Origin of the sequence: Paenibacillus sp. NPDC056722 (assembly GCF_042790635.1) — a bacterium.
In the GTDB taxonomy this organism is placed as follows: domain Bacteria; phylum Bacillota; class Bacilli; order Paenibacillales; family Paenibacillaceae; genus Paenibacillus_AQ; species Paenibacillus_AQ agri.
Genome location: NZ_JBHTYV010000002.1, coordinates 559603 through 571823, shown reverse-complemented (window position 1 = coordinate 571823; position 12221 = coordinate 559603). Strand labels below are relative to the sequence as shown.

Sequence of the window (12221 nt, the reverse complement as noted above, 5' to 3'; positions counted from 1 at the left end):
ATATTTTTCCTGACTCACAAAGACAAGTTTTCCAAGTTTATCATAGCAGACTGAATATCGAAATCCAACAATAGTTTGCTGCAAAACATCTTTAAAAAGCGGTATCTTTCGGAGGATTCAAGTATAGAAAGGAACCTGTAGCGGCCTTAAGATAAGGAGGAGAGAAGTAAAGCCAAGAGATGGCTAGGCATGCTGTGTAAAGAGAAAGGGAGGGTATTTGATGTATAAAGCAAGCGCTATCAAAACAGTCAGGGGCAACAGTCTGTGGTACAGACTAAAAGAACAAAAGTGGTTATTTGTACTTATGTTCCCTGCCTTTATTGCGACATTGCTGTTTTCTTACGGTCCTATGTTTGGATTGTATATGGCATTTACAAATTATCAGCCGGGTGGAGGATCGTTTTTACATCAGTTCTTCGGTGCTGAATTTGTTGGCTTAAAGTGGTTTGAATATTTCTTTAGCACAGGAGATTTCTATCGGGTAATGCGGAATACGCTTGCAACAAGCTTGCTGACGCTGTTATTCGGATTTCCTGCTCCAATCATACTTGCATTGATGCTGAATGAAGCCAAACAAGGATTCTTCAAGCGTTTTACACAGACGGTTTCTTATCTGCCGCATTTTATCTCCTGGGTTATCGCAGCGAACATTGTAATTACACTGCTTGCCTCGGATGGAATGCTTAACAACTTCCTGGTTATGCTGGGAGTGGTCAAAGAACCGGTAGCCTTCCTGCAGAATGGACCGTTGTTCTGGTGGATTATCGCCTTATCAAATATGTGGAAAGAAATGGGTTTCAGCGCAATTATGTACCTTGCAGCGATTTCGGCCATTAACCCGGAGCTTTACGAAGCAGCAAGAGTGGATGGAGCCAGCCGGTTCCGCCAAATGTGGCATATTACGCTGCCAGCTCTGCGCCCAACCATTGTAATTCTGGGAATTCTCGCAGTCGGTGGCATTCTGAACGCAGGCTTCGAACAGCAATACCTGCTGCAAAATAATACAGTCCTTGAATATTCGGAAGTTATCGATATTTATGCTTATAAATACGGACTACAGAACAGCATGTTCTCTTACGGGGCTGCCGTGGGGATGTTTAAATCAGTCGTCGCCTTTATTCTTGTAGTGATTGTGAATAACATTTCCAGAAAAGTGAACGACCAGGCGTTGTTCTAAATATAACGGGAGAGGAGCGCTTGTGATGATTTCAAGTAGATTCGGAGATCATATCTTTAAATTCATTGTGTATTTCATTCTCACAATTGTATTGCTAGTTACATTCCTGCCTTTTTGGAACATTCTCGTTCTTTCATTAAATAGCGCGGAGGATACGGTAAGAGGAGGCGTCTACTTATGGCCAAGAGCGTGGACGCTAGACAGCTACAATCAGATATTGAAAGACAGTGAGATCATGAACGGTCTCTGGGTAACCGTGAAACGGACCGTGATCGGTGCGCCGCTGTCCGTTCTCGTCATTACGATGCTGGCTTATCCGCTAAGTCGCCGGAATTTGGTAGGACGCAAAGGGTGGAACCTTTACTTCGTCTTTACGATGTACTTTGCCGGTGGTCTGATTCCTTATTATATGGTTCTGAAAGCGCTGAACATGATTGATACGTTCTCCGTATTCATTCTGCCGAGCTTGATGAACGTCTTCTATATGATCATTGTCCGGACCTTTATGGAAGGGTTGCCTTACGAGATTGAAGAGTCAGCTAAAGTAGACGGAGCGAACGATTTGACGATTTTCTTCCGGATTGTCCTGCCGCTGACAACACCTGTACTTGCAACCGTCGGACTCTTCCAGGCGATTTCACATTGGAATTCCTGGTTTGACTCCTATGCGTTCACCTACAGTTCAGACCTGAAGACCTTGCAAGCCGTACTCGTTAAAATATTGAGTCAGTTCCAGACCGGGGGTATGGTGTCACAGACGCAAATGCTAGCCAACTCGGCCAAGCGGAATGCCGTCTCAAGCGATACCATCCGGATGGCAGCGACGATGGTTGCGACCTTGCCTATCGTGCTTGTATATCCATTCCTGCAAAAGTACTTTGTCAAGGGTATGACTTTGGGTGCTGTTAAGAGTTAATATGGTTAAATAAACCGAACGCCAGCTGGAGAAGACTTGTCCGGCTGGCGGCCCTGAAGGGGGGTGAGGTGACAGACTTGCTTGGTTGCTTGAACGACATGTAAAGTAACTTATTCAATGGGAGGAATTAGGGTGTCAATGATAAAGAAAAGCAAATGGATGAGCGTAGGTATTACGGCTGCACTAGCTGCTGGTTTACTGGCGGGATGTGGTTCAAACGATGGAAAAGACAATGCAAACCAAACGGCCGGAGACAATAAAAAAGAAGAGCCGATCACATTGACCTGGTTTGATTCTAATACAAAGGGAGAGCCGTTTACTGATGCTGTAGCACAGGAAATTACTAAAAAGACTGGCATTTCGCTCTCTATACAACAACCTACCGGAAATCCAACAGAGAAGCTGAGCTTGATGCTTGCCAGCGGTGACTACCCGGACGTAGTGGTAATGAGCCGTGGGGACGCTTCACTCGATAAGTATATTACAAGCGGAGCATTCGTACCGCTCGATGAGTTGATTGAGAAATATGGTTCTGATGTGAAAGAAATGTATGGCGACACATTGACTAAAACACGCTATAAAGACGGCCAAAACTATTATTTGGCGAACTGGTATGGACTGGATAGTGATCCTGTCTTCGGGATGTTGATGAGAAAAAATCTGCTTTCGGAACTGGCTCCGGATAAGGCAGATGGTACTACACCACTCACAACGGACGATCTGGAAAAAATATTGAAAGATTTTAAAGAGAAACACAAAACTATTGATGGAAAAGAATCCGTTCCTATGACAATGAACGGTGAGAATATGGGCGCCAATCTTGGAACGTTCAAAGGTATGTGGGGCCTGAAAACCTACTACGATAACAATGGAAAATTGCAGTATGATGTGAAGGATCCGAAGTATCGTGAGATGCTGCTCTATGTGAACCGTTTGTATAGAGAAGGTCTGATCGAGAAAGAATTTGCTATTAGTAAAACGCAAACTTGGATTCAAAAGCTGGCTACTGGCGCAGTATTCTCCTCACCAGGCGCTTACTGGGATCCAGGTAATGGTAATGCAGCTTTGAAAAAGGATGGCGGCGTAGAAAACCAACTCTTCCCTTACAAGGTTGTCGCACCAGGTACAGACCCTGCCCAAACGACATTTGGACCAAGAAGCTCGCTAGGATGGGATGCAATCGCTATCACGAAGAATAACAAGCACCCTGAAGAAACAATGAAACTGTTCAACTTCCTGGCAAGTGATGAAGGTCAGCATTTGCTGCTGTGGGGTCAAGAAGGAACCAACTACACGATGGTAGATGGCAAGAGAGAACCGGATCCTGCATTCTTGCAAAGCTTCAAAGATAACTGGGATGATACTGTGAAGAAGAGCGGCGTCCGCAAATGGCTGTGGTTCATCAAGAATGGTCTGGATCCAAATGGACAGCCATACGATATGGCGGTTAAATTCCAACGCAACGAAGTAGATGAAATGGCGATCAAGAACCTTGGGGATTCTGTTTGGGATACAGCGGAATATGATAACCTGACTCCTGATGGCGGAACACCTGAAGCACTGACAGCTCAGAAGGTTAAAGATATTATGGACCAAAGCACCACCCGAGTAATCATTGCTCCTACTGAAGCTGAAGCTAATGCCACATTCGACAAGATGCTTGAAGATATGAAAAAGGCTGGCGATGAGAAAGTAGAAGAGATTATTAACCAGAAGCATGAAGAACGTATGAAGCTTTGGGGCGGAAAATAATTAGCCCGGTTCTGAATTGATAAATAACCCGTAAGACGAACCTCTGTTGAGGTGACGTGCTTACGGGTTATTTTTTTGCAATTCCAGCACTATTTAACGTGTCAGTGTCTTCTTCGTATTCTATAGCTGCGTACCCATTAGTTCAACTTATATGATTAAATCAGGAGACAGGCAGAAATCAGGAGACGAGCAATCAAGTTCCAATGAAAACGACAAAAATCCAATCGTTGTTATATGGATGCGCTTACAGAACGGCACTATAATGACAATACAAGATGATTAACGTGCTGAAAGAGGTGATGAAATGCTTGCAAGACTCTCTAAATACCGCTGGCAATATGTAATGATTCTGCCGGCTGTAGTGCTGTTGTTTCTATTCAGTTATATTCCGATGGCCGGCATTCAAGTCGCCTTCAAGGATTTCCATATCGGAGGGACGATTTGGAACAGCCCGTGGGTAGGGCTGGAGAACTTTTCTTTCTTGCAGGATGACCAATTCTGGATTGTAGTTAAAAATACGATTTGGATTGCTTTACTCAAATTCATATTTGGATTCCCTGCGCCGATTATTCTGGCATTGCTCATTAACGAAGTCAGAAATAACGCTTTTAAACGTTTCGTGCAATCGGTCAGTTATCTGCCTCACTTCTTTTCATGGATCGTGGTGGCTTACATTCTACAGTCCCTGCTGACCCTCGATGGCGGTCTAGTCAACCAGCTGATCGTCAATATGGGCGGAGATCCGGTTTTCTTCCTTGGTTCGACCGAGTGGTTCCGTCCGATGATTGTGGCGAGCGGCCTGTGGAAGGAAGTCGGCTGGAATACGATTCTGTATCTCGCAGCAATCACGACTATTGACCCGCAGCTCTATGAAGCGGCGAAGGTGGAAGGCGCAGGCAGACTCGCACAGATTCGCCATATCACGTTGCCGGGTATGATGCCGACCATTGCGATTGTACTGATCCTCAGCATGCCGAGCTTGATTGCAGTGGGGATGGATCAGATCTATCCGCTGATGAATCCGGCCAACCAGCCGGTTGCAGATGTGCTGGATACGTACATTTTACGCAGCGGCTTGCAGCAAGGCTATTTCGGAATGGCTACTGCGATCGGTCTGTTATCTTCAGTGATCAGTTTGATTCTGGTACTCGTTACGAATCAGCTGGCCCGCAAATTCAATGGAGAGGGGCTGTGGTAGAGAGATGAAGACTTCGTTAAGAGATAGAACAGCCCAGGTAATCATTATTGTTCTACTGTCCCTGCTATGCGTATCGGTCATCTATCCGTTCCTGTATATGCTGGCAGTTTCCCTCAACGTAGGCAGCGATGCTGCCAAGGGCGGGGTGTATCTATGGCCGCGGGAGTTCACACTGTACAATTATGAAATTGTACTTGGCAACGTTGTAATCCGCCATGCCTATCTGATTACGATTGCCCGGACGGTGCTGGGAACGCTAATCGGACTTGCGGTGACGCTCCTGATGGCGTTCGGCATATCTTACCGGCTGCTGCCATTCAGAAAGCAGATTCTCGCTTACGTTCTGCTTACGATGCTCTTTAGCGGCGGATTGATTCCGCTGTATATTCAGCTGAACAATCTGTCTCTGCTGAATTCCTTCTGGGTATATATTATTCCGTCGGCCTTCTCAGCCTGGAACATGTTCGTTATGATGAAATTCATTCAGGGCATTCCCGAGGCGTTGATTGAGTCAGCAGAGATTGACGGCGCCAATCCGCTGCGGATTCTGTTCGTAGTCGTGCTGCCGCTCTCCAAGCCTATGCTGGCGGCCATCGGATTATTTACCGCAGTAGGTCATTGGAATGACTGGTTCGCCGGCGCATTCTATGTCAGCGATCAGAATCTCATTCCGGTGCAGACCTTCCTGCAGCAGCTCTTGTCCGCTCAGGATATCTCTACAGTGCTTGGCTCCAACAATAACCAGGAAGCACTGGCACGGGGAACGATGCTCTCCAACGTAACGTTGATGTCTATTAAGATGGCTACCGTAATGGTGAGTGCAATTCCGATTCTCTGTGTGTATCCGTTCCTGCAAAAGTATTTTGTCAAAGGGGTTCTGATCGGTTCCGTCAAGGGATGATGCAGCTCCTGTATTAGTGGGTATGAGGCAACAACAATATACCAATCTGTTATCCATGAGGGGGATAAATAGTGAATCTACGTGGCTGGAGAAATAAAGGGGCGGCGGTACTCAGTACTGCCATGCTAGTTTCTGTACTGTCCGCATGCTCAGGCGGTGCAGGCACACCTGGCACAGATGAAGGCGCCAGCGGTTCTAAGACATTCAAGCTGTGGCTCGGCTGGTCGGCGACCGTCAACAATGACAGCATGGTACAGAAGTATTGGAGAGAGAAAGAGCCGGGTATCAACGTTCAATTGGAGTCTACGCAGGGTGATGCCATGACCCAGTTAAATCTGAAGCTGAACACCGGCGGTTTTGAGGATGCAGCCATTTTCTCACGCGGAGATGTGGTGACCAATGCCATGATTCGTTCGAAGAGCGTTCTTCCGCTCGAGCAATATTTCGATATGCCGGACAAATATCCAAGTCTGGCAGCCATTCCTAAAGTATATCTTGATAAAATGAAGGATGCCGATGGTCACATCTGGTCGATCCCGACCTGGTTCGATCAGGATCCTGCAGACCCGTGGCCGGGCTGGGCTTCCTTAGGCTGGTTCGTCCGCAGCGACGTGCTGGAGCAGGTCGGCATGACCAAAGATGATCTGAAAACGATTGATGGTGTGGAGAAGTATCTGAAGCTGGCAGCAGGTCAGAAGGATGCATCCGGCAAAAATCTGCTTCCGCTCAGCTTCATGTCTGATGCCAATGACGAGAACGTTGTTCTCAGTACCTTTGGTGTGACCGTCAGCTCGGCAGGCGGTGTAATTCCAGTAGAGAAGAAGGGTAACGATTACGAATTCATCTATGACAACCCGGAGTACAAAGCGGCATACCAATGGATGAACAAACTGTACAGAGAGAACCTGCTTGATCCTGAAGCGATTACTGATAAGAAGGAACGCTACAAGGAGAAGAACAAAACGGGTCGGGTAGCAATGAACGTAGGCGGATTCTTCAACATGGACGCTTCCCTGTGGGAAACGTTGGATGGCCCAACCGAACCAGCCTGGTTCTATGATGTTATTCCTTACCCGAAAGTTCCGGGTGTTGACCATGTCGGTGCGAATCAAATCATTAATCCGTACCCGGCAAACGATGTATACATCAACAAGAACACCAAGAATCTGGATGCAATCCTGTCCTTCTTTGATTACACATTGCAGCAAAAACCTGAGCAGCAGCAGGTAGCGAACGAAGGACCAGCCGGAGTGTTCTGGGATTGGGTTGATCAACCGCTGGGTAAATGGGTGTATACGGATGCCAAGTACAAAGAGCTGCATGATTCCGGAGACTCCGCCAAGAAAGCAAGTACGACACCGGAGCTATATGCGACCTCTTCTTACAGCAACAAATGGTATCCTTGGTGGAACTACGGCGTAACCGATCCTAAGGGCAGACTCAAGACGATTGAATTCACCGAAAGTATCGGTAAAATGGGCGGTGCCCGCGTCGCCGAGGACTATGATATGGTTAAAGCTAAACCGGGCGGTCTTTGGGAAAAGTATCTGCCGGAGCTGGAAAATGTGCGCAAGGAATACAAGGCCAAGCTGATCATGGCCAAGGATGAGGCCGGGTTCGAACAGGCCTGGACGGAATTCCAGGGTGCCTTGGAGAAGCGCGCACACTGGAGCGAGCTAAAGAATGAATGGCATGAGGAGTTGCAAGCTCAGGCAAGCAAGTAAAATGCAGCACCGCCGGATGACGGCGGATCCTGTCAGGACATCGAAGAACGGGGACCTTCCTTTTTTTGGGGGAAGGGCTCCCGTTTATTCCTGTTTTAAGACGGTTTTATACATGAGGGGATGGCGGGAGGAGGAACTTTCTTGAGACAATGGTTGGAGCGCAGGATTATCGGGTTCACACAAGGGATGGATCTGTACGGCAAAATTTTATCCATGTATATTCTAATCCTGCTGATTCCGACGCTGCTGCTTGGTAGCGGTGCCATTTACCTGGTCATTCAAAGCTTTCATAACAGCTTTCTGGCTACGGTTGATGAGGCAGTCCGGCAGACGGCGCGCAATGTGGATTTTGGCAAACAGAGCTATGATCTGTTAGCTGTCCGCACCGCCACCGACGGTGAGCTCGTGGCCCGGCTGGGGCGGGAATATACAGACCGGGCGGATATTGTGGATACGGTTAACTATGTGGATCGGACGTTTCTGGTTACAAGCAAATATTTGCCGGGAATCGCGGATTTCCGTATCTATCATACCAACGACACCCTGGTGCAGGACGGACAGCTGCTGTGGCGCCCGGAGGACCGTCCCCTGGCCGGACGGGATGAACAATCCTGGTTCGAAGAGGTGGTGAATTCCCCGGATTCACTGCACTGGGCTAGTGTTCCCGGTAATCCGAACCAGATTGTTCTCTCCCGTAAAATTATCAATCCGACGGGAAATATTCTGGGTGCAGTCTATATCCTGCTGAATTACGATGCTGTCTTCGGCGATTTGCTGGGTCAGCCGTTTAACGACAACGGGAGCCTGTATGTGATCGATAGCTCTCGTCAGATTCTGGCGGGGACAAACCGCGAAGTCATCGGGAACCGCATGCTGCCGGATGAAGCTGTCGGAGGGAAGGCGGCTAAACCGGTGAATGCCAATGTCTACAATCCGCATGAAACCAAAGCGATGGTGATCAGTAAGCCGCTATCTTCAGGCTGGCAGGTTGTTGCTGTCATTCATGCGAAATTTGTAGACGGCCAGAATTGGACTGTACTGATTCTGATGATCAGTATTATGGCCTTCTTCCTGCTCTTGTCCATCTTCCTGATGCTGACTATTATCAAGAACATCGTGCTGCGCATCCGCAGGCTGGGCAACCGGATGAGCGACCTGTCCCGCGGTGAATTTGAGGTCATGGTGCGGAGCTCCGGGCATGATGAACTGGGCGAACTGGAGAATATCTTCAATTCCATGTCCGGCCGGCTGGGCAAGCTGGTGCAGGATATCCGTATGGCTGGTGTAATGGAGAAGGAGCAAGCCTTCAAGGCGCTGCAGGCGCAGATTAATCCTCACTTTGTCTATAACTCGCTGGGATTGCTTCGCTGGCGGGCACTGGATTTGCAGGATGAAGAACAGCTTCGGATTATCGACGCGCTCACCGTCTTTTACCGGCTAACGCTCAATAATAACATCAGCGTGGTGCCGATTGCAGAAGAACTCCAGCATGTTCAGGCTTATATGGAAATTCAGCAGCTTCGTTATCCGGGCCGGGTGCATGTGGAATGGGAGATTGATGAGGAGGCGCTCCGTTATTTTACCGTCAAGACGATTTTGCAGCCGATTGTAGAAAATTGTTATCAGCATGGTTTCATTACCCGTAAGAAAGATGCCCTGATTATTATTTCTGTACGGTATGAACAGGAGAAGATTGCGCTCACCGTCTTTGACAACGGGAAAGGAATCCCGGCCGAGGAGCTGAAGGATGTCCGGGAGGGACGAACGGTGAGTAAAAATAGAAGCAACGGCTTTGGGACAGCCAATATTAAAGAACGCCTCAGTCTTTATTTTGGCGGGGAAGCGTCATTTGAGATCGAGAGTGAAGCAGGCGAGTGGACGCTGGTGACGATCAAGTTCCCGGCTTGTACCGAACCAATGAGTCTGGGAAAGGATGTGTAGCATGCTGAAGGTACTGATTGTGGATGATGAACCGTCCAATGTCTATGGGCTGGTCCGTTATATAGAATGGGAGAGCCTTGGTTACGAGCAGCCGATGACTTGTGAATCAGGTGAGGAAGCGCTGGATCTGCTTAAGGAGACGGCTTTTGATGTGCTGATCTCGGATGTGTCGATGCCTGAAATGAGCGGGATAGAGCTGGTAGCGCATGCCAAGCGGATGTACCCTCAGCTGCAGGTGCTGATGATTAGCGGCTATAACGAATTTGAGTTTGTCCGCGACGCTATTGATGTGGGGGCTCAGGCTTATGTTTTGAAACCGCTTAAACTGGAGGAGGTCGCAAGCCGTCTGACTTCGCTGCGGGTGACGCTGGAGAAGATGAATGCGATTAAAGATCAGACCCGTGAACTGGAGCAAAAAGTATCGGAGAGTATCCGGGTGGCGAAGGAGCGCTTTGTCAGCGACCTCATTGCCGGGATTGCTCAGACGGAGGAAATGCTGTCCTCCTGGGAGCGGTTGCTGGAGCTACCGCAGATGGAACAGGGGCTGCGGGTCATTGTCTTTGGTCTGGATCATTTTCTAACCTCGGGGCAGGAGGCGAGGGAGCGTGTTGTCCTTGGGGGGCTTTTTCGCAAAACGATTGATATCGGCCTATCCGACCTTGGTTCCCTGTTATTTCAAGGGCAGACCGCCCCTGATGAGATCGTGGTGCTGGAGCTGAATGCAAGTCCCGAGGAACGTGCGCGGATGGAGAAGCAGTTTAGCTTTATCCAGGAGATGGTGCTGGAACAGTATGGCTCGACAGTGACCGTTGGCTGCAGCAGAGAAGGCAGCGGCTGGGGAGAGGCTCAGCTGCTGTACAAAGAGGTCCGGTTCATGATGGCTCAATCGCGCCTGATTGCCGATGGGCAGATTGCCCGGTTTGAGCAGCTCGATACTGTGGGCTTCAAGGATTACCGGCTGCGTGAGGAATTGATGCCCAAAATGGTGAAGCTGATGGAAGAGGGAGATGCCCCCGGCGTGTCTGAGCATATGCAATCCATTTTCGATTTGGTGCTGGGGCAGGAACCTATATCTTTTTCACATGTGCAGGCTTTCGGCATGAGCTTCCTTAGCGAGCTGATTCGGGCACTCAAGTGGCACAGCAAAACAGAAGGCGAAATCAATATCCTAATGTGGCGGCGGCTGCTGGATTGCAGCAGTACCCTGCAGATTGTTGAAGTACTGACCGAGGTTGTAGACCGTTATATGACCGAAGACCAGAATGATCAGCTCAACCAGCAGCGCAGTCTGATTCGCAGAATCGCCGTTTTTATCGAGGAGAAGGTGAAGGAGAACTGGACGGTAAAGCAGCTTGCGGAACAATTCAACCTGAATGCCAGCTACCTAAGCGTGTTATTCAAAAAAGAAATGGGCATCACCATCTCCGACTATGTCCAGGAGACCCGTATCAAGCTGGCACGGGAACTGCTGCAGGACCCTAGTGTTAAAATCTATGAAGTAGCCGAGCAGGTCGGTATCCAGACCTCGGCGTATTTCACCTACCTGTTCAAGAAGATCGTCGGCTGCACCCCGCAGGAGTACCGGAATTATCACTCTAAGGAGGAAGGGCGGGATAAGAGGTGAGCTTTTGAAGGGTTCGAATCAGTACCGGCTTTTTCGGATCCTTCTTATGATATGGTGTCTTTTACGCTTCAGTATGCCTGTTGCGCATCTATTACCCTTTATGTGTGCTGCGGTACTGCGAGGGCGAGCAACCCATAATCTTCTTGAACAGTCTGGAGAAATAGTAAGGGTCCTGAAATCCCAGCCGGTGGCTGATTTCCTTGATGCTGTGATCCGTCAGGTCAAGATGCTGGCAGGCCAGCTGCACCTTAAGGCGTAAGTAATAATCGATCGGCGAATAGCCGGTCGTTTTTTTGAACCTGTGGGTGAAGTGCGGCACGGACAGGTTGCTCTCTGCCGCCAGTTCTTTGAGTGACAGATTATGCTCCAAATGCTCAGTCATAAACTTCACAGAGCGCTCAATATCGTGCTTGTTACGCTGCTGCTGGCTAGTGAGCGGCTGAAGCTGCGAGAACTTCAGGATGGCCGCCAGATGACAGGCGAGCTGTGAGACATAGATGATATGGTGCAGGGTGTAGCCTTTTTGCAGCAGCTCATAGCACTCATCGAACAGCTCTACGATCTTCAAGGATTTGTCGACCGGGATCGGAATCGGTTCACATGCCCCGTCGCTCCCCGAGAAGAAATCGGCGGCGTGCTCTCCTTTCATATGCCACCAGTAAATACTCCATGGATGCTCCGCGGAAGAGGCGTATTCATGCGCCATTCCTGCGGGGATAACGACTGCGGAACCCTTGTGCAGTGTCTGAGTCTTCTGACCCTGCACCCTGTACCAGCCTTCGCCGCTGATGCAGTAGATAACGATATACGCTGCGCTGCCTTCCGGGCGTTCCCTGTAGTGATGCTGCGCCAGCGGAAAGTAGCCGATATCGGTTAGATGCAGCGGGCGGATCAGGGGATGCTGGGCATAGTCTCTAATAATATGATCCGGCAAGACGATTAATTTCTGGGCGTTGAAGCCTTCCTCGATTCGTATATTTTTCATATA

The 12221-nt window shown here is 48.9% G+C and carries 9 protein-coding genes; 8 read left to right on the top strand and 1 reads right to left on the bottom strand.

Features of this window, described 5'->3' with window-relative positions:
- Window positions 1–220 precede the first annotated feature (220 nt).
- The 8 genes from ACFRAM_RS06965 to ACFRAM_RS06930 all read left to right on the top strand — a co-directional run bounded on the left by ACFRAM_RS06965 (window position 221) and on the right by ACFRAM_RS06930 (window position 11233).
- Complete coding sequence (locus ACFRAM_RS06965) at window positions 221–1177, top strand: ABC transporter permease (protein ID WP_379465153.1); 957 nt, start codon at window positions 221–223, stop codon at window positions 1175–1177.
- A 25-nt stretch (window positions 1178–1202) separates the two neighbouring features.
- On the top strand, window positions 1203–2093 hold the full coding sequence (locus ACFRAM_RS06960) for a carbohydrate ABC transporter permease (protein ID WP_379465152.1): 891 nt from the start codon (window positions 1203–1205) through the stop codon (window positions 2091–2093).
- Between the two features lie 138 nt (window positions 2094–2231).
- On the top strand, window positions 2232–3845 hold the full coding sequence (locus ACFRAM_RS06955; protein WP_379465530.1) for an extracellular solute-binding protein: 1614 nt from the start codon (window positions 2232–2234) through the stop codon (window positions 3843–3845).
- 304 nt (window positions 3846–4149) lie between these two features.
- Complete coding sequence (locus tag ACFRAM_RS06950; protein ID WP_175370243.1) at window positions 4150–5043, top strand: ABC transporter permease; 894 nt, start codon at window positions 4150–4152, stop codon at window positions 5041–5043.
- Window positions 5044–5047: 4 nt separating this feature from the next.
- Entirely contained in the window at window positions 5048–5944 is an 897-nt protein-coding gene (locus tag ACFRAM_RS06945) for a carbohydrate ABC transporter permease (protein WP_379465151.1), read from the top strand.
- Between the two features lie 71 nt (window positions 5945–6015).
- Window positions 6016–7668, top strand: coding sequence for a type 2 periplasmic-binding domain-containing protein (locus tag ACFRAM_RS06940; protein ID WP_379465149.1), 1653 nt, complete (start codon window positions 6016–6018; stop codon window positions 7666–7668).
- Window positions 7669–7809: 141 nt separating this feature from the next.
- Window positions 7810–9609: a cache domain-containing sensor histidine kinase gene (locus ACFRAM_RS06935; protein WP_379465137.1), complete on the top strand. Its 1800-nt coding sequence runs from the start codon at window positions 7810–7812 to the stop codon at window positions 9607–9609.
- A 1-nt stretch (window position 9610) separates the two neighbouring features.
- Complete coding sequence (locus tag ACFRAM_RS06930; protein WP_379465135.1) at window positions 9611–11233, top strand: response regulator; 1623 nt, start codon at window positions 9611–9613, stop codon at window positions 11231–11233.
- A 91-nt stretch (window positions 11234–11324) separates the two neighbouring features.
- Here the strand turns inward: ACFRAM_RS06930 and ACFRAM_RS06925 are convergent, their stop codons facing one another.
- On the bottom strand, window positions 11325–12218 hold the full coding sequence (locus ACFRAM_RS06925; protein WP_379465134.1) for an AraC family transcriptional regulator: 894 nt from the start codon (window positions 12216–12218) through the stop codon (window positions 11325–11327).
- Between the last annotated feature and the right edge of the window lie 3 nt (window positions 12219–12221).

Bases quoted from the DNA above. Each gene is read 5' to 3' on its own strand.
- ACFRAM_RS06965 (WP_379465153.1), top strand. From the start codon at position 221: ATGTATAAAGCAAGCGCTATCAAAACAGTCAGGGGCAACAGTCTGTGG.
- ACFRAM_RS06960 (WP_379465152.1), top strand. From the start codon at position 1,203: ATGATTTCAAGTAGATTCGGAGATCATATCTTTAAATTCATTGTGTAT.
- ACFRAM_RS06955 (WP_379465530.1), top strand. From the start codon at position 2,232: ATGATAAAGAAAAGCAAATGGATGAGCGTAGGTATTACGGCTGCACTA.
- ACFRAM_RS06950 (WP_175370243.1), top strand. From the start codon at position 4,150: ATGCTTGCAAGACTCTCTAAATACCGCTGGCAATATGTAATGATTCTG.
- ACFRAM_RS06945 (WP_379465151.1), top strand. From the start codon at position 5,048: ATGAAGACTTCGTTAAGAGATAGAACAGCCCAGGTAATCATTATTGTT.
- ACFRAM_RS06930 (WP_379465135.1), top strand. From the start codon at position 9,611: ATGCTGAAGGTACTGATTGTGGATGATGAACCGTCCAATGTCTATGGG.
- ACFRAM_RS06925 (WP_379465134.1), bottom strand. From the start codon at position 12,218: ATGAAAAATATACGAATCGAGGAAGGCTTCAACGCCCAGAAATTAATC.